Here is a 22,014-nt window from a genome sequence, read left to right as displayed (position 1 = left end):
CGCAGGTCGGGGAAGGTTCCGCGTCAGGCTGCGGCGTCCCGCGCGGCCTCCGTCAGGAAAGTAAAGACATAGTCCGAGAAGGAACGCCAGCACTCCACCCGGAAAGCATCTTCCGCCGTGCGCAGCAGCACGATCTCGACCTTGCCCAACACCGTGCGTGAACAGGCGCCGACCGGGAACGCCGCCAGCGACAGGTCCTGCGGGCATCCGGCGCTTATACAGGCCTCGGCCGCCGGTCCGGTCACGGAAATCGCCACGTTGCGGTGCGAGATGCCGACCGCCGAATGCAGCCCCTTGGCCTTCGCGCAATCGCCAAGCGGGTCGGCGCCGGCCTCGTCGATGACCAGCCATTCGTCGGGACCGAGCCAGAGTGCCGTGCGCCCATTCTTCGTCGCCGACGTTTTCGGAGACTTGGGCAGGGTGACGCCGAGCGCGCGCGACAGCGAGGCGACCGATTCCTCCGGCGCGCGCAGCGAGATGCGCTCGGCCGGCGGCAGCGCCGCCACTTTCACATCGGTCGCGGAAGCTTCGCGCCCCGCCAAAGCCGGGCGGCGCTCGGCCGTCGATTGCGAAACGGCTGTCACGGCAGCCTTAACCCCAGCCTTAGCCATTGAGACGCTCCCCCTTCTCGTCGAAGAACACCGTGCCCGTCACCTCCACCTCGATCACGCCATCGGGCATCGGCACGTACAGCGTCTGGCCCATGCGGTCGCGCCCGCCCGCCACCAGCGCCAGGGCGATCGAACGGCCGCAGTTTTCCGACCAATAGCTGGAGGTGACGTGGCCGATCATCTTCATCGGGACCGGCTGCTTCGGGTCTTCCACGACCTGCGCGCCTTCTTCCAGAACCACCTTCGGGTCCCGGGTCTTCAGGCCGACGAGTTGCCTGCGGCCCTTGGCGACGAGATCCGGCCGCTTCATGCCCCGAATGCCGACGAAATCGGCCTTCTTCTTGCCCACGGCCCAGTCCAGTCCGGCGTCGTTCATCGTCACCGTGCCGTCCGTATCCTGGCCGACGATGATGTAGCCCTTTTCGGCGCGCAGCACGTGCATGGTTTCCGTGCCGTAGGCGCAGGCGCCGTGCTTCTGGCCCTCCGCCCACAGCGCTTCCCACACCGCCTGCCCGTGATCGGCCGGCACGTTGACCTCGAAGCCACGCTCGCCCGAGAAGGACATGCGGAACAGCCTGGTCGGCACGCCGCAGATCCTGCCTTCGCGCACCGACATATGCGGCAGCGCCGCGTCGGAAAGATCGATGCCCTCGACCAGCGGCGCGATGATGTCACGGCTCTTGGGACCCTGCACCGCGATGACCGCCCATTGCTCGGTTGTGGAGGTCAGCCACACCTTGAGGTCGGGAAACTCGGTCTGGAGATAATCCTCCATGTGGTTCATCACGCGCGGTGCGCCGCCCGTGGTCGTGGTGACGTGGAAGCGGTCTTCCGCCAGCCGGCCGACGACGCCGTCGTCATAGATGAAGCCGTCCTCGCGCAGCATCACGCCGTAGCGGCAGCGGCCGACCTCCAGCTTCTGCCATGGGTTGGTGTAGAGCAGTTCCATGAATCGCGCGGCGTCCGGGCCCACCACCTCGATCTTGCCGAGCGTGGAGGCGTCGAACAGGCCGGCCGCCTTGCGCACCGTCACGCATTCGCGATTGACGGCAGCATGCATGTCCTCGCCGGCGCGCGGGAAATACCAGGCGCGCTTCCATTGTCCGACGTCCTCGAACACCGCGCCCTGCGCTTGCGCCCAGGGGTGGATCGCGGTGCGCCGGGTCGGGTCGAACAGCGCGCCGCGCGAATGGTTGACGATGGCGCCGAAGGTCACCGGCGTATAGGGCGCGCGGAAAGTGGTCAGGCCCACCTGCGGGATCGGCTTGCCGAGCGTATCGGCGGCGATCGCCAATCCGTGCAGGTTGGAGGTCTTGCCCTGGTCGGTGGCCATGCCGTTGGTGGTGAAGCGCTTGACATGCTCGATGGAGCGCATGCCCTCGCGCACGGCCTGGCGGATGTCCTTGGCGGTGACGTCGTTCTGGAAATCCACGAACGCCTTCACCGTTGTATCCGGTCCGGCGCCCGGCGCAGAGCCCAGCATGCCGCGCGACCAGTTTTCGCCGGCCTCGACCTTCGGCTTGGCCGACTTGGCAGCCTTGCCACCCGCTTCCTTCGCCGCTTTTGCGCCTGCCGCATAGGCTTCGTCGATGGAGGCCGCCAAGCCGTCCGTGCCGTTGCAGGCGCCGACGGAAACGCAATCCTGCGCATAGGTGCCCGGCACGAAACGCCGCGTTTCCTCGTTGAAGGCGACCTTGCCGCGCGATTGCGAGAACAGATGCACCGAAGGCGTCCAGCCGGCGGACATCAAGAGCGCATCGACGGGGATCGTGCGCCGGTTCTTGCCGCCTGCCTTGGACTGCACGGTCATGGACGAGATCCTGAGCCTGCCGCCCACGCCGATCACCGCGCGCCCGTCATGGATCTCGATGCCGAGAGCCCGCGCCTGGTCGATCGCCTCGCCGGCCGGATTGTCGCGCAGATCCACGATCGCCGCGATGTTGACGCCGGCCTTCTTCAGGTCGATGGCGGCCGCATAGGCGGAATCATTGGCCGTGTAGATGCCGACATTGCGGCCGACGGCGACGCCGTAATGGTTGAGAAAGGTGCGCGCGGCCGACGCCAGCATGATGCCCGGCCGGTCGTTGTCGGCGAACACCATGTGCCGCTCGATGGCGCCGGTGGCCAGCACCACGCGCTTGGCGCGCACCTGCCACAGCCGCTCGCGCGGCAGTTCGCCGCCGGGCGACTTGAGGTGATCGGTCACGCGCTGGGTCAGTCCCACGAAATTCTGGGCGTAGTAGCCGAAGGCGGTCGTCCGCGTCAGCACGCGCACATTGTCCATGGCCCTCAGCCGTGCGGCCACGTCCTGCGCCCACGCCCAGCCGTCCTGCCCCTCGATGCGCGCGCCGCTTTCGAAGCGCAGGCTGCCGCCCAGTTCGGCCTGTTCGTCGGCCAGAATGACGCGGGCGCCGCTTTCCGCCGCCGCGAGCGCCGCCGCCAGGCCGGCAGCGCCGCCACCCGCCACAAGCACGTCGCAATGGGCGAAACGCGAGGAATAATGGTCCGGATCGGGCTTGTCCGGCGCCACGCCGAGACCGGCGGCCGCGCGGATGTTCGGCTCGTAGATGTTCTTCCAGGCCGACTTCGGCCACATGAAGGTCTTGTAGTAGAAACCGGCCGAGAAGAAGGGCGAGGCAAGGTCGTTGACCGCGCCGACGTCGAAGGACAGCGACGGCCAGCGGTTCTGCGAGGTCGCCACCAGCCCGTCATAGAGCTCCTGCACCGTGGCGCGCACGTTCGGCGTCCTGCGCGCCGCGTCGCGCCTGATCTCGACCAGTGCGTTCGGCTCCTCGGCTCCAGCCGACAGGATGCCGCGCGGCCGATGGTATTTGAAGGAGCGGCCGGTCAGATGCACGCCATTGGCCAATAGCGCCGAGGCCAGCGTGTCGCCCTCGACGCCCGAATAGGACTTTTCGTCGAAGGAGAAGCGCACGGCCTTGGCGTTCTTCAGCCTGCCGGCGCTGGGCACACGGAAATTGGCGCTCATTTCGCGGCTCCCGGCAGTTTCGACGGCTTCTTCTCGCCGGCCTTGTAGGTCATGACGAACTTGTCGGTGACGGTATCGCGCACCGCGTTGAAGAAGCGCGCGCAGCCATGGATGTGCCGCCAGCGCTCATAGATGATGCCCTTGGGGTTGGAGCGGATGAAGAAGTACTTCTCGAAATCGTCGTCGCTCTCGTCGGCGATGTGGGCCGAGCGCACGACATGCGCCTCGCCGGCATTGCGGAATTCGAGTTCCGGACGTTCTTCCTCGCAATAGGGGCAGCGGATCAGAAGCATTTTTGTCCCTCAGTGCGCAACTGCGGCGGCCGCCGCTTCATCGATCAGCCGGCCGGTGCGGAAGCGCTCCAGCGTGAACGGCGCGTTGATCGGATGCGGTTCGTCGCGGGCGATGGTGTGGGCGAAGACGTGCCCCGACCCCGGCGTGGCCTTGAAGCCGCCCGTGCCCCAACCGCAATTGACGTAGAGCCCCTTCACCGGCGTCTTGGCCAGGATCGGCGAGCGGTCGGGCGTCACGTCCACGATGCCGCCCCAGGAGCGCAGCATCTTCATGCGCGTAAACATGGGGAACATCTCGCAGATGGCGTCGAGCGTATGGTTGAGGATGTGCAGTCCGCCCGTCTGCGAATAGGAGATGTACTGGTCGGTGCCGGCGCCGATGACCAGTTCGCCCTTGTCGGACTGCGAGATATAGGCGTGCACCGTGTTCGACATCACGACGCAAGGGAACACCGGCTTGACCGGTTCCGAAACCAGCGCCTGCAGCGGATAGCTTTCCAGCGGCATGCGCACGTCGGCCATGCCCATGACCACCGAGGAATGGCCTGCCGCGACGACGCCGATCTTCTTGGCGCCGATGAAGCCGCGCGTGGTTTCCACGCCCGCCACCGCGCCGTTCGGCGCGCGCTTGATGCCGGTGACCTCGCAATTCTGGATGATATGCACGCCCCGCGCCGCGGCGCCGCGGGCATAGCCCCAGGCCACCGCGTCATGGCGCGCCGTACCGCCGCGCCGCTGCAGCGCCGCGCCCACGACCGGATAGCGCGCGTCCTTGGAGATGTTGAGCGGCGGGCAGAATTCCTTGGCCTGCTCCGGCGTCAGCCATTCATTGTCGACGCCGTTCAGGCGGTTGGCATGGATGTGGCGCTTGAACACCTGCACGTCGTGCACATTGTGCGCCAGCATCATCACGCCGCGCGCCGAATACATGACGTTGTAGTTGAGGTCCTGGCTGAGCCCGTCCCACAGCTTCACGGCATGGTCGTAGATGCCGGCGGATTCGTCATAGAGATAGTTGGAGCGGATGATGGTGGTGTTGCGGCCGGTGTTGCCGCCGCCGAGCCAGCCCTTTTCCAGCACCGCCACGTTGGTGATGCCGTGCTCCTTGGCGAGATAATAGGCCGTCGCCAGGCCATGGCCGCCCGCGCCGATGATGATGACATCATATTCCTGTTTGGGCTCGGGCGAAGACCATTGCTCCTCCCAGCCCTTATGGCCGCGCATGGCCTCGCGGGCGATGGCGAATACCGAATATCTCTTCACGTTCTGGCCTCGCGCCAAACTATCGGGATGAACGCCGGACCTTCCCTCAACCCGGCGCGCGAGGTGTATCACTACCGAAACCACCCTGTCACCCTTGCGCTGTTTGCGACGGCCTTTGCCGCTTTGCGCCACGTTCCGGCAAGACGCTCCTGTGGGTATCGGGCTGCGCATGGTTCGATTCGGCGGCGGACGGTGATAGGACGGTGCCATCAAGGAGTTGCGATGAAAGTCGACATAGAGATGGGAGCGGTTTCCTCGGGGAAGCCGGCCCTGCTCGATCTCGAGGAATTGCTGGCCACCCGTTTGCTCGTGCAAGGCAATTCGGGCTCGGGCAAGTCGCATCTTCTGCGCCGCCTGCTGGAGCAGAGCGCGCCGTGGGTGCAGCAATGCGTCATCGACCCGGAAGGCGATTTCGTCACGCTCGCCGACAGATTTGGCCATGTTGTCGTCGACGCCCAGCGCACCGAGGCCGAGCTGACCCGCATCGCCGGGCGCATCCGCCAGCACCGCGTCTCCGTCGTGCTCAATCTGGAAGGTCTGGACGTCGAGCAGCAGATGCGTGCCGCCGCCGCCTTCCTCGGCGGCATGTTCGATGCCGAGCGCGACCATTGGTATCCGGTTCTGGTGGTGGTGGACGAGGCGCAGCTCTTCGCGCCGATGGCGGCTGGCGAGGTTTCGGACGAGGCGCGCAAGCTTTCGCTCGGCGCCATGACCAACCTGATGTGCCGGGGCCGCAAGCGCGGCCTTGCCGGCGTCATCGCCACGCAGCGCCTGGCCAAGCTCGCCAAGAACGTCGCCGCCGAGGCCTCCAATTTCCTGATGGGCCGCACCTTCCTGGACATCGACATGGCCCGTGCGGCCGACCTGCTCGGCATGGACAAGCGCCAGGCCGAGATGTTCCGCGATCTCGCGCGCGGGCATTTCGTGGCGCTCGGCCCGGCCATGTCGCGCCGGCCGCTGCCGGTCACCATCGGCCCGGTCGAGACCTCGGCCCGCTCGGTCAGCCCGAAGCTGATGCCGTTGCCCGAAACGCCGGAAGACGCGCGCGACCTGATCTTCACGCCCGGCCCCGAGGAAATGCGGGCGCCCGTGCGCCGCGCGCCGCCCCCGCCGATCCCGACCGCCGACCTGATCGCGCAATTGTCGCGGCCGCAGCCAGCGCCCGAGCCGCCGGAGCAGCCGTCCTTCGCCATTATCGACGAGGCTGAACGCGAGGCCGGCATCGCCGCCGTGATGCGCGACATACTCGACGACGCCGACGCCGCCTTCCGCACCGACGCCGTGCTCTATCAGGACTTCCTCGTGCGCTGCCGCATCCGCCGCGTGCCCGGAGAGCCGCTGGCGCTGCCGGCCTTCCGCCGCAAGCTCGCCGTGGCGCGGGCCGGCGTCGACCCTCAAGCGGCCAAGGGCGAGGCATGGTCGGCCGCGCTCGAAATGTCGGAAAAGCTGCCGGACGACCTGCAGGGCGTCTTCCTCGTCGTGGCGCAAGCGGCGGTGGCCGGGGCTCCCTGCCCTTCGGATGCGACGCTCGCGCGCATCTACGGCAGCCATTCCCCGCGCCGAGCGCGGCGGCTGCTGACCTATTTCGAGGAGCACGGCCTGCTGGTGCTGCGCACCGATTTTCACGGCAAGCGCATCCTCGCCTTCCCCGATCTCGGCTGCGAGACGGCACCCGGCGATCCCGAGGCGCCTGACGAGGCGACCGGCGCGCGCGACGCGGCCGAATGAGCCGCGCCGGCCGGCGCCGTTCCGGCACGGCAAAGCTGGCCGGCCGGTTCGCCGAAATAGTGCGGCGCAGCCGCTGATTTCTCTCGACAACTCACGCCGATTCTGGTATCTGCCGCCAAAATTCGTGGTGGGATCGCGCCACGGAGGCGTGCGGATATGGCCGCAAGCCCACCGACCATAACCGAGAGACAGGATCGCCCGTGCAGGTACTCGTTCGCGACAACAACGTTGATCAGGCGCTTCGCGCACTCAAGAAGAAGATGCAGCGCGAGGGCATCTTCCGCGAAATGAAGATGCGCGGCCATTACGAGAAGCCGTCCGAGAAGCGTGCCCGCGAGAAGGCCGAGGCCGTCCGCCGCGCCCGCAAGCTGGCGCGCAAGCGCGCCCAGCGCGAGGGCCTGATTCCGGGCACTCCGCGTCCGGCCGCCACTGCCGCTGGTGCAGCGCGCGCTCCGCGCTGACCTTGCCAATTTTTCGTCCTTTTCGAAGGATATCCGGGGTGGCGCGATGAGGAATCGCCGCCACCTTTTTTATTCGTGATGGCAGTTTTCAGTCGGATGCTGCCGCGAGGGGTGCGAGCCGGTACGAGGGCCCTGGCGTCGCCAAGCGACATGAGGATAAGGCTTAGATGCATGTTTTGACCGGCGAGCGCAGCACCGGACTACGGAACCTCGCCCTGATGTCGGCCGTTTTTTCGGCCCTTGCTCTGGCCGGATGCCAGACCGCACCCACCGGAAACCTGAACAACATCGATGTGGCGCAGGGATCGAGCGAGAACATCTCCTCGCTCTCGTCGGTCATCGACCGCAACCCGAACGACCCCGAGGGCTACAACGTGCGCGGCTCGGCCTACGGCCGCGGCGGCAAGTACCAGCAGGCGCTGAAGGACTTCAACACCGCTGTTCAGCTCAAGCCGGATTTCTATCAGGCCTACTCGAACCGCGCCCTGATCTACCGCTTCCTGGGCGACCAGACGGCCGCCCTCAACGACTACAACAAGGCCATCCAGATCAATCCGAGCTACGACGCCGCCTATATCGGCCGCGGCAATCTCTACCGCAAGGCGGGCCGCACCCAGGATGCCTTCAACGATTTCCAGAAGGCCATCCAGCTCGACACCACCGACGCCCGCGCCTACCACAATCGCGGCCTGATCTATCAGAGCCAGGGCCAGCACAAATACGCCATCGAGGATTTCTCGACCGCCATCTCGCTGGCGCCCGACGCTTCCGAGCCCTATAACGGCCGCGGCCTTTCCTACCTGGCGCTGAACCAGGAAGACAACGCCTTCGCCGACTTCAACATGGCGATCAAGCTCGATGCCAAGAACGCCGAGGCGTGGGCGAACCAGGCGCTGATCTACGAGCGTCGCGGCGACAAGGCCAAGGCGGCGAAATCCTATCGCGAAGCGGTTCGCCTGAGCCCCACCTACCAGCCGGCGAAGGACGGGCTGGCGCGCGTCAGCTGACCGCACGCGCGCCGTATTTACCATTCAGCCAAGTGTGACCCGCAAAGGTCACGCTTGCCGCCTTTTTGCCCAGATCGCGCCAAACTTTTTGGGAACGCTGGCTTCACTGTGCCGTTGATCGGGCAGAACCAGCAAAGGACCGTTCCCATGATCAAGAATCTGGCTGTCGCCGCCGCCCTTTCCGCCGTCACTCTCGCCGTTCCGGCGCACGCGGGGCGGCTCGAACTCGGCGTTCTCGACTGCACCATCGATGGCGGAACGGCCTATGTCGTCGCTTCGAACAAGGGCGTGGTCTGCACCTACCGACCGTCGAACGGACGGCATCCCGAAACCTACACGGGCGTGATCTCCAAGCTCGGCGTCGATCTTGGCGTCACAAATCAGGGCGAACTGGTATGGGCCGTTCTGTCGGCCACGGGCGACTACGAGCCCGGCAGCCTCGCCGGCAAGTATTTCGGCGTCAACGCCGAGGCGAGCATCGCGACCGGCGGCGGCGCCAACGTCATGGTGGGCGGTTTCGAGCGCTCCTATGCCCTGCAGCCGCTGAGCGTGCAGGCGCAGACCGGCCTCAACCTCGCCGTAGCGGTGCAGTCGCTCGAACTGATGCACGCGATCAAGTAGTTTTCCGGACCGGCCTCGGCGGACGCCTTGCGCTCCGCCGGGGACATCCGGCGCTATTTCAAGGAATTCCCGCTCTCAGACGTCGATGGCCTTCAGCCGCTCGGCGACCAGTGCGGCAAGCCGTTCCGCCACCTCGTCCTTGCTCATTTCCGGCCAGTCCTCGACGCCAGTCCGCGAAACGATGCGCACCCGGTTGCGATCGCCGCCCATGACGCCGGCCGGCCCGATGCCGCTGGCGTGCGAGACATCGTTGGCCACGATCAGGTCCGCGCCTTTTTTGTCCAGCTTGGCCCTCGCGTTCTTCAAAAGATCCCTGGTCTCGGCCGCGAAGCCGACCACCAGGCGCGGCCGGCTTCCGTGATGGCCGACCCCGGCCAGAATGTCGGGATTCTCCACCATCTGCAGAGCCGGCGGCCCCTCGCCCGCCACCTTCTTGATCTTCTCGTTCGCCGATCCGGCCGTGCGCCAGTCGGCCACGGCGGCAACGAACACGGCGGCATCGGCCGGCAGCAGGCCCTCCACCGCATCGCGCATCTCTTCCGCGCGCTCTACATGGATGGTGGTCACGCCCGCCGGATCGGGGATCGAAACGGGGCCGGATACGAGGCGAACGTCCGCGCCGAGTTTCGCCAGCGCGGCGGCGATGGCGTGGCCCTGCTTGCCGGACGAACGGTTGGCGATGTAGCGCACCGGGTCGATGGGCTCGTGCGTGGGGCCGGACGTGACGATGATCTTTCTGCCCGCGAGCGGCTTCGGCCGGTCGTCCAGCAGGGCCTCGACGGCCGCGACGATCTCCAGCGGCTCGGCCATGCGCCCCTCGCCCGCTTCGCCGCTCTCGGCCATTTCGCCCTGCATCGGTCCGACGAAGCCGACGCCGTCCCGCCTCAGCGTGGCGTGATTGCGGCGCGTGGCCGGATGCGCCCACATCTTCGGGTTCATGGCCGGCGCCATCAGCACGGGCTTGTCCGTCGCCAGCAGCACGGCCGAGGCGAGGTCGCCGGCAAGCCCGTTGGCGAGCTTGGCCATCAGGTCGGCGGTTGCCGGCGCCACCACGATCAGGTCCGCTTCCCGCGCCAGGCGGATATGGCCGACATCCTGCTCGTCCTGCCGGTCGAACAGGTCGGTGAAGACGTGGTCTGCGCTGAGCGCGCCCACCGCCAGCTGCGTGACGAAATGCTGCGCGGCCGCCGTCATGACGCAGCGCACCGTCGCTCCGCGCTCACGCAGGCGGCGGATCAGGTCCAGCGACTTGTAGGCCGCGATGCCGCCGCCGATGACGAGCAGGATGCGCTTGCCGGAAAGGATCATGACTTGGTTTCTCGCACCTGCATGAATTTCTAGAAGAAACCGCCGCCCGGCACAATGAAGGGCCGGCCGACGATCACACCAGCTTCCAGGCGATATAGACCAGCGCCACCGCAATCACGACCAGCGCCCAGCGGCCAAGCCGCGAATAGCGCGCTTCGGCCTTGCCGATGGCCTCCGCGGTCTCCTCTTCGAAACGCAGCCCTTTTTCGGCCATCGCGTCGAGTTCACGCGACAGCCGCTCGGCGCGCAAGGCCAGTTCCGGCATCTGGCGCGCGAAGGTGAGAAACGCCTTCACGCCTTCGCCCGCGTCGGCCAGCATGCCGCGCGGGCCGAGATTGGCGCGGATCCAGTCGCCGACCACCGGCTCGGAGGTTTTCCACATGTTGAAGCCGGGATCGAGCGTTCGCGCAACACCCTCCACCACCACCATGGTCTTCTGCAGCAGCACCAGTTCGGGCCGGGTCTGCATGTCGAACAGTTCCGTCACCTCGAACAGCAGGGTGAGCAGCTTGGCCATGGAGATGGTTTCGGCCGGTTGGCCATGGATCGGCTCGCCGATGGCGCGGATCGCCTGCGCGAAAGCCGAGACGTCGTGCTTGTGCGGCACATAGCCGGCCTCGAAATGCACTTCGGCCACGCGTAGATAGTCGCGCGTGATGAAACCGTAGAGGATCTCGGCGAGGAAGCGGCGCTCCTTCTTGCCGAGCCGCCCGGCGATGCCGAGATCGACGGCCACGATGGTGCCGTCCGCCTCCACGAACAGGTTTCCGGGATGCATGTCGGCATGGAAAAAGCCGTCGCGCAAGGTGTGCCGCAGGAACGACTGGATCAGGTTGACAGCGATCGCCTTGAGATCGTGACCCACGGCGGCCAGACCGGCGACATCGTTCATCTTGATGCCGTCGACCCATTCCATGGTCAGCACGTCGCGGCCGGTTCGTTCCCAGTCCACCGCCGGTACGCGGAAGCCGGGATCGTCGCGCGTGTTTTCGCCGAGCTCGGAAAGAGCTGCCCCTTCAAGCCGCAGATCCATCTCGATCCTGGTGGTCTGGGCAAGCGTTTCCGTCACCTCCACCGGACGCAGCCGGCGCGTGGAGGGCACGTATTTCTCCTGGAGCCGGGCGGCCAGGAAAAAACTCTCGAGATCGTGCAGGAAGCGGCGGCGCACGCCGGGGCGGATGACCTTGACCGCCACGGACCGGCGACCGTCCTCATATTCCACCTCGGCCGGATGCACCTGCGCGATGGAGGCGGCCGCCACCGGCTCGCCGAATTCCGCGTAGAGATCGCCGACCGGGCGGCCGAGCGACGTTTCGACCGCGGCAACCGCTTCGGCCTTCGGAAACGTCTGCATCTTGTCCTGCAGCATGGCGAGGTCGACGGCAATGTCGTTGCCCACGACGTCGGGACGCGTCGCCAGGAACTGGCCGAGCTTGACATAGGACGGGCCGAGCCGCGCCACCGCATGCGCCAGACGGTCGCCGCGGCCGTGCTTCAGCGCACGCCGCCGCGCCAGCAGCCGCGCCGCACGCCAGCCCAGCTTCGGCAGACCGGAAAACTGGTCGCCCGGAAAGGCCGCGACCACGCCCTCGCGCACCAGCACCCAGCCGGCCCTGACCAGCCGGAATCCCGCGCCGACAGTGCTCATGAATGCGCGCGCCTCAAAGCTTCCAGCCCGAGTGCGCCGCCGCGATGCCGCCCGAATAGTTGCGGAAGGAAACCCGCTCGAACCCCGCGCGCTGGATCATGGTCGCGAAATTCTGCTGGTTCGGGAATTTCCGAATCGATTCGACCAGATAGGAATAGGGCTCGCCGTCGCCCGTCACCGCCCTGCCGATCTTCGGGATGGCGTTGAACGACCAGGCTTCATAGACCTTGTCGAGCACCGGCAGGTCCACTTCCGAGAACTCGAGGCACAGGAAGCGCCCGCCGGGTTTCAGCACCCGGAACGCCTCCGAAAGCGCCACATCGATGCGCGGCACGTTGCGGATGCCGAAGGCGATCGTATAGGCGTCGAAGCTGGCGTCAGCGAAGGGCAGTTCCTCGGCATTGGCCTCGACGAAATCGAGATTGTCGGTGAGCTTCTTCTTTTCGGCCCGCTCGCGGCCAACGGCCAGCATCGAACCGTTGATGTCGAGGACGGTGATATGGGCGTTGCCGCGGCTCGCCGCCACGATGCGGAAGGCGATGTCGCCGGTTCCGCCGGCAACGTCGAGCGACGTCCAGCCCGGACGCTTCGGCGGGTTCAGCCAGGTCACCATCGCATCCTTCCAGACGCGGTGCATCCCGCCCGACATCAGGTCGTTCATCACGTCGTAGCGCTTGGCGACCTTGTGGAACACCTCGTTGACCAGCGGCTGCTTGTCGCCTTCGCCGACCCGCCTGAATCCATAAGAGGTTTCCATGCCGCCCGTCGCGGTGGTTCTTCCGACTGACATAATCGCGATCCGTCACAAAATCGGCGGGACCATAGCCGATCGAGGATGCCGACGCTATTGTTTAAGGCGCGGTTTTCGGCCGCGGAACGGAACGACGGAATGCCACTGAAAGCGGAACTCCACTGCCATATCGAAGGGGCGGCGGCGCCTGAGCTGGTCCTGCGCCAGGCGCGCAAATACGACGCCGACCCCGCGCCCTTCATCCGCGACGGCGCTTTCGTGTGGCACAACTTCACCTCCTTCCTCGCAGCCTACGACTTCTCGGCCGATCTGTTCCGTTCCGAAGACGACTACGTGCTTCTGGCAGATCACTACCTCACCAGCCTTGCGCGCGACGGCGCCGTCTACTCGGAAATCTTCATTTCGCCCGACCATGCCAAGAAGGCCGGCCTCTCGCCAAAAGCCTATACCGACGCGCTCGGCGAAGGCATTTCGCGCGCCAGGGCCAAGACAGGCATCGAAGGACGCATGATCGTCACCGGCGTGCGGCATTTCGGCGTCGATGCCGTCGAACAGGCGGCGCGCTTCGCCGCCAGAAGCGGCAATCCGCTGGTGGCCGGGTTCGGCCTCGCCGGCGACGAACGCATCGGCGACTACGAGGATTTCGTGCGCGCCTTCGAGATCGCGCGCGAGGCGGGGCTCGGCATCACCGTCCATGCCGGCGAACTGACCGGCTGGGAAAGCGTCGCCGCGGCGCTGGACCATTTGCGGCCCGCACGCATCGGCCACGGCGTGCGCGCCGTCGAAAACCCCGATCTGGTGCGGCGTATCGCAGATCTCGGCGTGGTGCTGGAATGCTGCCCCGGCTCCAACGTCGCGCTCGGCGTCTTCCCGGATTTCGCCAGCCACCCTCTTCCGGCGCTGAGAGCGGCAGGCTGCAAGGTGACCCTGAACTCGGACGATCCGCCCTATTTCCGGACCTCGCTGAAACGCGAATATGAAATCGCGGCAGAGCATTTTGCCATGAACGAAAAGGCGCTGGCCGCCCTGACCCGGATCGCCATCGAAGCCGCCTTCGTGGATCGCAGGACGAAATCCGCCCTGCTGGCGCGGCTCGACCGCCCGGCACGTTGATCGCCGGCAAAAACTGTGGTTGTCGGCAGCAGGGGCGTTTCACGGCTCCGCCTTAGCCGTTAAGGTCGTGCAGCATCGAGGAGAACACCATGAAGGGCGTGACCGTCGTCGACCATCCGCTTGTCCAGCACAAGCTGACCATCATGCGCAACAAGGACACCTCGACGGCCGGCTTCCGCCGGCTGCTGCGCGAGATTTCGCTGCTGTTGTGCTACGAAGTCACCCGCAACCTCGAACTCACCACCATGCCCATCGAGACGCCGATGGAGAAGATGGACGCGCCGATCCTGGAAGGCAAGAAACTGGTCTTCGCCTCGGTGCTCAGGGCCGGCAACGGCCTGCTCGAAGGTCTGCTCGATCTCGTGCCCGCCGCGCGTGTCGCCCATATCGGCCTCTACCGCGACCACGACACACTGGAGGCGATCGAATATTTCTTCAAGGCGCCGAGCGACCTCGCCGACCGGCTGGTGATCGTGGTCGATCCGATGCTGGCCACCGCCAATTCGGCCATCGCGGCGATCGAGAAGCTCAAGGCGCGCGGCGCCACCAACATCCGCTTCCTGTGTCTGCTTGCAGCGCCCGAGGGCATCGAGCGCTTCACCACCGCCCATCCGGACGTACCGGTCTACACCGCTTCCATCGACCGCCAGTTGAACGAAAAGGGCTACATCATGCCGGGCCTCGGCGACGCCGGCGACCGCATGTACGGCACCAAGTAGCCTCTGTTTTTACCGTCCGTTTACGCAGCCGTACGGTTCCTCTCCGGCGCCGGCATTCGTTAAGCCGGCGCTCATCGAGAAAGCACCATGATCCGGCTTCCTTCGGGGCGGACCATGCTGCGCAACCTTGTCATACTCGTCACCTTCACGCTGGGTGCGGCCTTCCTGGCGATTATTGTGCAGAACAACCCGCAGGCGCTGGAAAGCTTGCTAAGACCCGCCGCGCCCGCGAGCGCTCCCGCCGAGCCGACAGCCTCCGCTGCGGCCCCCGCGCAGCCGCTCGGCCGCAAGGTCCTGGTCCAGCAGGACACGCAAGGTCACTTCCAGGCGGTGTTCAAGGTGAACGGCCGGCAGGTCCCCGCCATGATCGACACCGGTGCCACGCTGGTCGCCCTGAACCTGTCGACTGCGCGGCGCGCAGGCATGGCTTTGAGCCCCGGCGATTTCAGCCGCGAGGTCAACACCGCCAACGGCCGCGTCAGGGCCGCCCTGGTCCGCATCGCCTCCCTGGAAATCGGCCGGATCGCCTTGAACGATGTCGACGCCGTCGTGCTGGACGACAAGGCGCTCGACACCAATCTCATCGGCATGAGTTTCCTCAAGCGGCTCGACAAATACCAGGTCGAGAACGGCGCGCTGCTGCTGGCGCAATAGGCTGGCCTGCCGGCCCCTGACCATCCCGCGATTGGCGCGCTAACCCCGCGCCAGAACCCGCCGGACGATGGGTTTTTCGGCCGGCGGCTTCGATGGCCCGAGCGTGTAGGCCGAAAGCACCGCGGCAGCGGCCGCCTGTGCATCGGCCTCCGAGCGGGCATGGACCAGCGCCAGCGCCTCCCCGGCCCGCACCTCGGCACCGACGGGCAGCAGCCGCGTGATGCCGACAGCATGGTCGACCGCGTCGCCCGGCTGGCGCCGGCCGCCGCCCAGAACGACCACCGCGAGCCCGATGTCGCGCGTTTCTATTGCGGTCACGAACCCGTTTCTGGTTGCCCGCGCGGCGACCTCCACTGGAGCACGCGGCAGGAACGTCCGCGCATTCTCGACGAAGTCGGCCGGACCACCCAACGCCGAAACCATGCGGCCGAACACGGCAGCCGCGCGGCCGCTGACAAGCGCCTCCGAAGCGCGCTGCATGCCGTCCTGCGTGGACGCGGCAATCCCTGCCCCCTGCAACATGGCGGCGGCGAGCGCCAGCGTCACCTCCTCCAGCCGTTTGTCGCGGGCGCGCCCGGTGAGGAAATCCACCGCGTTCAGCACCTCGACCGCATTGCCGGCGGCGGAAGCCAGCGGCTCGTTCATGCCGGTGACCAGCGCCGAGGTCTTGAGCCCGGCCCCCGTCGCCACCTCGACCAGGCTGGTGGCCAGGGCGCCGGCCTCGCGCGCCCGTTCCATGAAGGCGCCGTTGCCGACCTTCACGTCCAGCACCAGCGAGCCCAATCCCGCCGCCAGCTTCTTCGACAGGATGGACGCGGTGATGAGCGGCACGGATTCCACGGTCGCAGTCACGTCGCGGATCGCATAGAGGCGCCGGTCTGCGGGTGCCAGGTCGCCGGTCTGGCCGATGATGGCGCAGCCCGCCTCCAGCACTGCCTTGCGCAGCAACGCGAGGTCCGGCTGGCTGACATAGCCCGGAATGGAATCCATCTTGTCCAGCGTGCCGCCGGTGTGGCCGAGCCCGCGCCCGGAAATCATCGGCACATAGGCCCCGCAGGCCGCCACGATGGGCGCCAGCATCAGCGAGACATTGTCGCCGACGCCGCCGGTGGAATGCTTGTCGGTGACGGGCCCCGGCAGGTCCGACCAGTCGAGCACGGTGCCGGAATCGCGCATGGCGAGCGTCAGCGCCACGGCTTCGTCGCGGCTCATGCCGGCAAGGAACACCGCCATGGCGAAGGCCGCCGCCTGCGCGTCCGAAACCGCGCCCGAGGTCACTCCGGCGATGAACTCTTCGATCTCGGCGGCCGACAGATGCTGCCCGTCGCGTTTCCTGCGGATGATCTCCTGCGGGAGCATGGGTTCAACACCGCAGCCGGAGGCTGGGTGCCGCGGCACCCCGGAGCGGGGTCTGATGCGACACGCTATCCATCCAGCAGCCCGTCCTCGAACGCACGCTTCAGCACCGTCGCCAGCCGCGCGCCGCCGAGCGGTGCCATGTCCTTGGTCTCGCGATGCGACAGTTCCGCTCCGGTCATGCCCGCTGCCAGATTGGTGATGACGGAGCAGGCCGCGACCTTCATTCCCAGAAAGCGCGCAAGGATGACTTCCGGCACGGTGGACATGCCGACCGCGTCCGCGCCAAGCAGGCGGGCCATGCGTATCTCGGCCGGTGTTTCGAAAGACGGGCCGGAAAACCACATATAGACGCCCTTGTGGAGCGCGATGTCCGTCAATCCGGCCGCCGCCTCGATCGCCGCGCGCATGCCGGCATCATAGGCTTCCGTCAGGCCGACGAAGCGCCGGTCGGTCGGCTCGCCGAACAGCGGATTGGAGCCGGAGAAATTGATATGGTCGGTGATCAGCATCACCGACCCCGGCAGCATGGTCGGGTCCAGCGATCCGGCGGCGTTGGTCAGGATCAGCCGGCTCACCCCGATGCCGGCCAGCGCCTCCAGCGCCGGCCGCATCGCGGCAGCATCGCCCTGCTCGTAATAGTGGGCGCGGCCTGAAAGCATGACCACCGGCTTGCCTGAAAACAGGCCCGCCACGACCTCGCCGGCATGGCCGGTGACCCCGCTCTTCGGAAAACCGGACAGGTCGGCATAGGGAACGCGCACGGCATTCTCGACCTCGTCCACCAGTCCGCCAAGCCCGGACCCGAGCACCAGCGCGGCCTTGGGCGCCAGCCCGTTCAGCCTCCGGACCAGGAGATCGACGGCGCTCTTCATTTGAGCATATCGCCGCGAAACCCGTAGGGCAGCATGTCGCCCATGGTCACGGTTTCGACGACGCCCGTCTCGTCGCACAGATAGAGCTTCGTGTCGGGCCGCGTGAACTCGGCCAGCCGCTGCCGGCAGCCGCCGCAGGGCGTGCATCTGGCCATGCGCTCGGCCACCACGGCGATTTCGGTGATCCTGCCGCCGCCGCCCATGATGTAGTGGCCGAGCGCCGTAGTCTCGGCGCACCAGCCTTCCGGATAGGAAGCCACCTCGATGTTGGCGCCGGCGAAGACGCGGCCGTCCTCGGTGCGCAACGCCGCCCCCACCGGGAATTTCGAATAGGGCGCGTAGGCCTTGGCCATGGCATCGCGCGCGGCGAGATAAAGGTCATGCGACATGGGGCGGAACCCCGGCAATCGGCAATCGGCAGCCGGCAGTCGGTCGATCGAAAGGCAGAGTGCCCAATACAACGCCGACTGAAGTTGAGGTTAAGTCCGACTGCCGACTGCCGGTTGCCGATTGCCGCATATCAACGCTCCTTCACATAGGGCACGCCACCGGCCTTGGGCGGGATCGCCTTGCCGATGAAGCCGGCGAGCAGGATGACGGTGAGCACGTAAGGCAGGGCCTGCATGAACTGCGCCGGCACCCTGCCGATGAGAGGCAACGGCGTGCCTTGCAGGCGGATGGACGCCGCGTCGAGGAAGCCGAACAGCAGGCAGGCGAACATGGCGTTGACCGGCTTCCATTTGGCGAAGATCAGCGCCGCCAGCGCGATATAGCCCTTGCCGGCCGTCATGTCCTTCACGAAGCCGGCATTCTGCACCATGGCGAGATAGGCCCCAGCGAAGCCGGTGAGAATGCCGGTGCAGATCAGCGCCCGGTAGCGCAGCCAGGTCACGGAGATGCCGGCCGTGTCGACCGCCGCCGGATTTTCGCCCACGGCCCGCAGCCGCAGCCCGAAGCGCGTGCGAAACAGCACCCACCAGGTGAACGGCACCGCCAGGAAGGCGATGTAGACGAGCAGCGAATGGCCGGAGATGAGCTGCGTGTAGATCGGGCCGACGACCGGCACGTCGCGCACCGCATCCGCGCCGGGAAACCTGATCGCCTCGAAGCGCTCGGCCGGCGCCAGCGCCGGGGTGCGGCCACCCTGGCTGAACCAGGCCTGCCCCAGGATGATCGTGGAGCCGGCGGCGATGAAGTTGATCGCCACGCCGGACACGATCTGGTTGCCGCGATGGGTGATGGAGGCGAAGCCGTGCACCAGCGCGAAGCAGACCGAGATCAGCACGGCCATGCCGAGGCCGATCCAGGCGGAATGGAACACGGCCGCGGCGGAAGCGCCGGCGAAGGCTCCCACCAGCATCTTGCCCTCGAGCCCGATGTCGAAGATGCCGGAGCGCTCCGAATAGAGTCCGGCAAGGCAGGCGAACAGCAGCGGCACCGAAAGCCGGATGGTCGAGCCGAGCGTCTGGACGATGATGTTGAACAGGTCCATCTCAGCCCCCCCTGCCGCCGCCTGATGGTCCACCGGCCGGACCGGCCGGCGCAAGCCCCGCCGATCTGGGGCTGAGCGTGGCGAACAGCGCCTGCACATAGGGCCGGAACATATGCTCCAGCGCTCCCGCGAACAGGATGACCAGCCCCTGGATGATGACGATCATGTCGCGGCTGATCGCCGGCATCTCGAAGGCCAGTTCGGCCCCGCCCTGGTAGAGCACTCCAAACAGGATCGCCGCCAGCACGATGCCGACGGGATGCGAGCGGCCCATCAGCGCCACCGCGATGCCGACGAAGCCGGCGCCCGACACGAAGTCGAGCGCGACGTTGTGCTGGTCGCCCATGGTCGGGTTCAGCGCCATCATGCCGGCCAGCGCGCCGGAGATCATCATGGTGACGATGATGATGCGGGTTTCCGAGATGCCGGCATAGCGCGCCGCCTTGGGACTGAAGCCATAGGTTCGGATCTCGTAGCCCAGCTTCGTGCGCCAGATCAGCAGCCAGACCAGACACGCCATCACCAGCGCCAGCAGGAAAGTGATGTTGAAGGGCGCCGAGCGCACCTTGGCGCCGAACAGTTCGAAGATCCAGTTCAGCCGCGGCAGTTGCGCGCCCTCGAGGAAGTTGCGCGTCTGCGGCGCCATCGAGCCGACCGGCTTGATCACGTCCACCAGCATGTAGACCATGATGGAGGCGGCGATGAAGTTGAACATGATGGTGGTGATGACGATGTGCGAGCCGCGCTTTGCCTGCAGATAGGCCGGGATTAGCGCCCACAAGGCACCGAAGGCGGCGGAAGCCAGGATGGCGATCGGGAAAAGCACATACCAGGGCAGCACGCTGTCGAAGGCAAGGCACACCAGGGCGATGCCGAGCCCGGCAATATAGCCCTGCCCCTCGCCGCCGATGTTGAACAGGCCGCAATGCACCGCCACGGCCACCGAAAGCCCGGAGAAGATGAAGGTGGTGGCATAGTAGAGCGTGTAGGCGATGCCCTGCCCGCGCCCCAGCGCGCCCTTGACGAGAATGACGGCGGCATCGAACGGGTTTTCGCCCACCAGCATGACCACCAGCCCGGCGACCGCGAAGGCGACCAGCAGGTTGATGAGCGGGATCAGTCCGTAGTCCGCCCATCTTGGCAGCTTGGCGTAGGGCGTGCTCATTCCGCCGCCTCCCGCTGCTCGACGCCGGCCATCAGCAGGCCGAGTTCGCCTTCCGTGGCCTCGGGATCGCGCTCGCCGACGATGCGGCCGGCGAACATCACCAGGATACGGTCCGACAGCGAGCGGATCTCGTCCAGCTCGACCGAGACCAGCAGCACCGCCTTGCCCGCGTCGCGCATGGCGATGAGCCGCTTGTGGATGAACTCGATGGCGCCGACATCGACGCCGCGCGTCGGCTGGCCGACGATCAGCACGCCCGGGTCCCGCTCGATCTCGCGCGCCAGCACGATCTTCTGCTGGTTGCCGCCGGAGAAGTTCGCCGTTTTCAGCCTCGGATTGGCAGGGCGGATGTCGTATTTCCCGATCTTGTCCTTCGCGTCCGCCAGCACCGCGTCGATATCGAGCAGCGGCCCCTTCAGGTAGCGCGGATCGTCCTGATAGCCGAGGATGGAGTTCTCGCTTTCCTCGAAGGCCAGCACCAGCCCGACATGGTGGCGATCCTCCGGCACATGGGCCAATCCCCTTTCGCGCAACTCGCCCGGATCGGCAGCGCCAGTCAGGTCGATCGGCTTGCCGTCCAGCGTCACGCTGCCGGAAACCGCGTTGCGTATGCCCGAGATCGCCTCCAGCAGCTCCGACTGCCCGTTGCCGGCCACGCCGGCTATGCCGACGATCTCCCCGGCCCTGACGTCGAACGACACGCCGTCGACCATGGTCACGCCGCGCTGGTCCTTGACCACGAGGTCGCGCACGGAAAGCTTCACCTCGCCGGGCTTCGCCTCGCCCTTCTGGACGCGCAGCAGCACGCGGCGGCCCACCATGAGTTCGGCCAGTTCCTCGACCGTGGTCTCGGAGGTCTTGCGCGTCGCCACCATGGTTCCCTGCCGCATCACCGAAACCGTGTCGGTGATCGCCATGATCTCGCGCAGCTTGTGCGTGATCAGCACCACCGTCTTGCCCTGTTCCTTGAGCTGGCGCAGGATTCGGAACAGATGGTCCGCCTCCGCCGGCGTCAGCACGCCGGTCGGCTCGTCCAGAATCAGGATTTCGGCGCCGCGGTAGAGCGCCTTGAGGATTTCCACCCGCTGCTGCAGGCCGACCGGCAGTTCCTCGATCAGCGCGTCGGGATTGACCTGCAACCCGTATTCGCGCTCCAGCCGCACCAGTTCCGAACGGGCCTTGGCGATGGAGGATTTCAGCAGCGCCTCGCCCTCCGCGCCGAGGATGACGTTCTCCAGCACGGTGAAGTTCTCCACCAGCATAAAATGCTGGTGCACCATGCCGATGCCCGCCGCGATGGCGTCGTTGGAATTGCGTATGGTCGTCGGCTTGCCGTTGACGCGGATCTCGCCGCTGTCGGCCTGATAGAAGCCGTAGAGGATCGACATCAGCGTCGATTTTCCGGCGCCGTTCTCGCCGACGATGCCGTGGATGGTGCCCTGCGCGATCTCCAGGTTGATGTCGCGATTGGCGTGAACGGTCCCAAAGCTCTTGTTGATGCCGATCAGCTCGATTGCGGCTAGCGCCATGCGGCTGTTCCCGTTGTTTTTATCGCTTGATCAAACGCCTAGCATGCCGATTGTCCCCTGCCAATCGGCCCGCATCGGCGACCACTCTCGACAAATCAGGGCACTGTTGTCAATTTCAGAACCAGCGAAGCAGCCATGTTCGCGCCCGGTGTTGCAGAGCTGTAGCCGCCGGATCGCGATGGTGGAACAGGGAGACCCGGCATGTCCGCCGACCGGCTGACCACATTGGAAATCCGCGCCGCCGAGCAGGAGCGCGCCATAGAGGAACTGTCCGGCCAGATCGCCGAACAGTGGAAGACGATCGACAAGCTCCAGCGCAAACTGGATGCGTTGGCGCGACGTTTCCTGGAACTGGAGGAGCAGGCGGCGCCGGACGTGCCGGTGACGAAGCCGCCGCACTGGTAGGCGAACGGCCGCCTGGGGAGGATGGC

At 66.5% G+C, this 22,014-nt stretch carries 21 protein-coding genes; 8 read left to right on the top strand and 13 right to left on the bottom strand.

Features of this window, described 5'->3' with window-relative positions; all coding sequences use genetic code 11:
* Nucleotides 1–23: 23 nt before the first annotated feature.
* From QU595_RS20420 to QU595_RS20405, 4 genes are read right to left on the bottom strand one after another with little or no spacing between them, the layout of a single operon-like run.
* Nucleotides 24–611, bottom strand: a complete 588-nt coding sequence (locus QU595_RS20420; protein WP_315925289.1) for a sarcosine oxidase subunit gamma — start codon at nt 609–611, stop codon at nt 24–26.
* Nucleotides 604–3,600 carry a sarcosine oxidase subunit alpha gene (locus QU595_RS20415; RefSeq protein WP_315925287.1) on the bottom strand — a complete coding sequence of 999 codons (2,997 nt, stop codon included), beginning with the start codon at nt 3,598–3,600 and terminating at the stop codon, nt 604–606. The genes QU595_RS20420 and QU595_RS20415 overlap by 8 nt, the downstream gene beginning before the upstream one ends.
* Complete coding sequence (locus QU595_RS20410; protein ID WP_315925286.1) at nt 3,597–3,893, bottom strand: sarcosine oxidase subunit delta; 297 nt, start codon at nt 3,891–3,893, stop codon at nt 3,597–3,599. The genes QU595_RS20415 and QU595_RS20410 overlap by 4 nt, the downstream gene beginning before the upstream one ends.
* 9 nt (nt 3,894–3,902) lie before the next feature.
* Entirely contained in the window at nt 3,903–5,156 is a 1,254-nt protein-coding gene (locus tag QU595_RS20405; protein WP_315925284.1) for a sarcosine oxidase subunit beta, read from the bottom strand.
* Between the two features lie 222 nt (nt 5,157–5,378).
* Between QU595_RS20405 and QU595_RS20400 the strand changes: the two genes are divergently transcribed.
* The 4 genes from QU595_RS20400 (at nt 5,379) to QU595_RS20385 (ending at nt 8,973) form a co-directional block, all read left to right on the top strand.
* Entirely contained in the window at nt 5,379–6,884 is a 1,506-nt protein-coding gene (locus tag QU595_RS20400) for an ATP-binding protein (protein ID WP_315925282.1), read from the top strand.
* Between the two features lie 200 nt (nt 6,885–7,084).
* The gene (gene rpsU, locus QU595_RS20395; RefSeq protein WP_315925280.1) at nt 7,085–7,345 is read left to right on the top strand and encodes a 30S ribosomal protein S21; all 261 of its coding nucleotides are present in this window, start codon (nt 7,085–7,087) and stop codon (nt 7,343–7,345) included.
* Nucleotides 7,346–7,512: 167 nt separating this feature from the next.
* Nucleotides 7,513–8,352, top strand: coding sequence for a tetratricopeptide repeat protein (locus tag QU595_RS20390; RefSeq protein WP_315925278.1), 840 nt, complete (start codon nt 7,513–7,515; stop codon nt 8,350–8,352).
* A 147-nt stretch (nt 8,353–8,499) separates the two neighbouring features.
* Complete coding sequence (locus tag QU595_RS20385) at nt 8,500–8,973, top strand: DUF992 domain-containing protein (RefSeq protein WP_315925276.1); 474 nt, start codon at nt 8,500–8,502, stop codon at nt 8,971–8,973.
* A 75-nt stretch (nt 8,974–9,048) separates the two neighbouring features.
* On the opposite strand, the gene coaBC is transcribed toward QU595_RS20385, so the two are convergent.
* From coaBC to ubiE, 3 genes are all read right to left on the bottom strand, one after another.
* A complete protein-coding gene (coaBC, locus tag QU595_RS20380; protein ID WP_315925274.1) occupies nt 9,049–10,281 on the bottom strand; it encodes a bifunctional phosphopantothenoylcysteine decarboxylase/phosphopantothenate--cysteine ligase CoaBC in 1,233 nt (410 codons plus the stop codon).
* Nucleotides 10,282–10,354: 73 nt separating this feature from the next.
* Nucleotides 10,355–11,929 (bottom strand): 2-polyprenylphenol 6-hydroxylase, encoded by a 1,575-nt coding sequence (gene ubiB / locus QU595_RS20375; RefSeq protein ID WP_315925272.1) that lies wholly within the window; start codon nt 11,927–11,929, stop codon nt 10,355–10,357.
* Nucleotides 11,930–11,942: 13 nt separating this feature from the next.
* Nucleotides 11,943–12,719: a bifunctional demethylmenaquinone methyltransferase/2-methoxy-6-polyprenyl-1,4-benzoquinol methylase UbiE gene (gene ubiE, locus QU595_RS20370; protein ID WP_315925270.1), complete on the bottom strand. Its 777-nt coding sequence runs from the start codon at nt 12,717–12,719 to the stop codon at nt 11,943–11,945.
* A 99-nt stretch (nt 12,720–12,818) separates the two neighbouring features.
* Between ubiE and QU595_RS20365 the strand changes: the two genes are divergently transcribed.
* The 3 genes from QU595_RS20365 to QU595_RS20355 all read left to right on the top strand — a co-directional run bounded on the left by QU595_RS20365 (nt 12,819) and on the right by QU595_RS20355 (nt 15,166).
* Nucleotides 12,819–13,793, top strand: a complete 975-nt coding sequence (locus QU595_RS20365; protein ID WP_315925268.1) for an adenosine deaminase — start codon at nt 12,819–12,821, stop codon at nt 13,791–13,793.
* Between the two features lie 89 nt (nt 13,794–13,882).
* Complete coding sequence (upp, locus tag QU595_RS20360; protein WP_315925266.1) at nt 13,883–14,512, top strand: uracil phosphoribosyltransferase; 630 nt, start codon at nt 13,883–13,885, stop codon at nt 14,510–14,512.
* 114 nt (nt 14,513–14,626) lie between these two features.
* Nucleotides 14,627–15,166, top strand: coding sequence for a TIGR02281 family clan AA aspartic protease (locus tag QU595_RS20355; RefSeq protein ID WP_315925265.1), 540 nt, complete (start codon nt 14,627–14,629; stop codon nt 15,164–15,166).
* Nucleotides 15,167–15,205: 39 nt separating this feature from the next.
* Here QU595_RS20355 and deoA read toward each other — a convergent pair whose 3' ends face one another.
* From deoA to QU595_RS20325, 6 genes are all read right to left on the bottom strand, one after another.
* Nucleotides 15,206–16,525, bottom strand: a complete 1,320-nt coding sequence (gene deoA, locus QU595_RS20350) for a thymidine phosphorylase (protein WP_315925263.1) — start codon at nt 16,523–16,525, stop codon at nt 15,206–15,208.
* A 65-nt stretch (nt 16,526–16,590) separates the two neighbouring features.
* Nucleotides 16,591–17,397 carry a purine-nucleoside phosphorylase gene (locus tag QU595_RS20345; protein WP_315925261.1) on the bottom strand — a complete coding sequence of 269 codons (807 nt, stop codon included), beginning with the start codon at nt 17,395–17,397 and terminating at the stop codon, nt 16,591–16,593.
* Nucleotides 17,394–17,786, bottom strand: coding sequence for a cytidine deaminase (cdd, locus tag QU595_RS20340; protein WP_315925259.1), 393 nt, complete (start codon nt 17,784–17,786; stop codon nt 17,394–17,396). The genes QU595_RS20345 and cdd overlap by 4 nt, the downstream gene beginning before the upstream one ends.
* Before the next feature lie 131 nt (nt 17,787–17,917).
* Nucleotides 17,918–18,889: an ABC transporter permease gene (locus QU595_RS20335; RefSeq protein WP_315925256.1), complete on the bottom strand. Its 972-nt coding sequence runs from the start codon at nt 18,887–18,889 to the stop codon at nt 17,918–17,920.
* A gap of 1 nt (nt 18,890) precedes the next feature.
* Complete coding sequence (locus tag QU595_RS20330) at nt 18,891–20,054, bottom strand: ABC transporter permease (RefSeq protein WP_315925254.1); 1,164 nt, start codon at nt 20,052–20,054, stop codon at nt 18,891–18,893.
* Nucleotides 20,051–21,583, bottom strand: coding sequence for an ABC transporter ATP-binding protein (locus QU595_RS20325; RefSeq protein ID WP_315925252.1), 1,533 nt, complete (start codon nt 21,581–21,583; stop codon nt 20,051–20,053). Before QU595_RS20325 ends, QU595_RS20330 begins: the two co-directional genes overlap by 4 nt.
* 201 nt (nt 21,584–21,784) lie before the next feature.
* On the opposite strand from QU595_RS20325, the gene QU595_RS20320 reads away from it, so the two are divergent.
* On the top strand, nt 21,785–21,988 hold the full coding sequence (locus tag QU595_RS20320) for a SlyX family protein (RefSeq protein WP_315925250.1): 204 nt from the start codon (nt 21,785–21,787) through the stop codon (nt 21,986–21,988).
* Nucleotides 21,989–22,014 lie beyond the last annotated feature (26 nt).

This window comes from Mesorhizobium sp. SP-1A, from assembly GCF_032460275.1.
Lineage (GTDB): Bacteria > Pseudomonadota > Alphaproteobacteria > Rhizobiales > Rhizobiaceae > Mesorhizobium.
Note: the sequence above shows the minus strand (reverse complement) of the source record. Positions and strands in the feature narration are given on the sequence as shown.

Excerpts from the sequence above, each read along its gene's own strand:
- QU595_RS20420 (WP_315925289.1), bottom strand. The coding sequence starts at position 611 with ATGGCTAAGGCTGGGGTTAAGGCTGCCGTGACAGCCGTTTCGCAATCG.
- QU595_RS20400 (WP_315925282.1), top strand. The coding sequence starts at position 5,379 with ATGAAAGTCGACATAGAGATGGGAGCGGTTTCCTCGGGGAAGCCGGCC.
- QU595_RS20415 (WP_315925287.1), bottom strand. The coding sequence starts at position 3,600 with ATGAGCGCCAATTTCCGTGTGCCCAGCGCCGGCAGGCTGAAGAACGCC.
- coaBC (WP_315925274.1), bottom strand. The coding sequence starts at position 10,281 with ATGATCCTTTCCGGCAAGCGCATCCTGCTCGTCATCGGCGGCGGCATC.
- QU595_RS20335 (WP_315925256.1), bottom strand. The coding sequence starts at position 18,889 with ATGGACCTGTTCAACATCATCGTCCAGACGCTCGGCTCGACCATCCGG.
- QU595_RS20385 (WP_315925276.1), top strand. The coding sequence starts at position 8,500 with ATGATCAAGAATCTGGCTGTCGCCGCCGCCCTTTCCGCCGTCACTCTC.
- QU595_RS20410 (WP_315925286.1), bottom strand. The coding sequence starts at position 3,893 with ATGCTTCTGATCCGCTGCCCCTATTGCGAGGAAGAACGTCCGGAACTC.
- QU595_RS20325 (WP_315925252.1), bottom strand. The coding sequence starts at position 21,583 with ATGGCGCTAGCCGCAATCGAGCTGATCGGCATCAACAAGAGCTTTGGG.
- ubiB (WP_315925272.1), bottom strand. The coding sequence starts at position 11,929 with ATGAGCACTGTCGGCGCGGGATTCCGGCTGGTCAGGGCCGGCTGGGTG.
- upp (WP_315925266.1), top strand. The coding sequence starts at position 13,883 with ATGAAGGGCGTGACCGTCGTCGACCATCCGCTTGTCCAGCACAAGCTG.
- cdd (WP_315925259.1), bottom strand. The coding sequence starts at position 17,786 with ATGTCGCATGACCTTTATCTCGCCGCGCGCGATGCCATGGCCAAGGCC.
- QU595_RS20345 (WP_315925261.1), bottom strand. The coding sequence starts at position 17,397 with ATGAAGAGCGCCGTCGATCTCCTGGTCCGGAGGCTGAACGGGCTGGCG.
- deoA (WP_315925263.1), bottom strand. The coding sequence starts at position 16,525 with ATGCTCCCGCAGGAGATCATCCGCAGGAAACGCGACGGGCAGCATCTG.
- ubiE (WP_315925270.1), bottom strand. The coding sequence starts at position 12,719 with ATGTCAGTCGGAAGAACCACCGCGACGGGCGGCATGGAAACCTCTTAT.
- QU595_RS20320 (WP_315925250.1), top strand. The coding sequence starts at position 21,785 with ATGTCCGCCGACCGGCTGACCACATTGGAAATCCGCGCCGCCGAGCAG.
- QU595_RS20330 (WP_315925254.1), bottom strand. The coding sequence starts at position 20,054 with ATGAGCACGCCCTACGCCAAGCTGCCAAGATGGGCGGACTACGGACTG.
- QU595_RS20365 (WP_315925268.1), top strand. The coding sequence starts at position 12,819 with ATGCCACTGAAAGCGGAACTCCACTGCCATATCGAAGGGGCGGCGGCG.
- QU595_RS20355 (WP_315925265.1), top strand. The coding sequence starts at position 14,627 with ATGCTGCGCAACCTTGTCATACTCGTCACCTTCACGCTGGGTGCGGCC.
- QU595_RS20390 (WP_315925278.1), top strand. The coding sequence starts at position 7,513 with ATGCATGTTTTGACCGGCGAGCGCAGCACCGGACTACGGAACCTCGCC.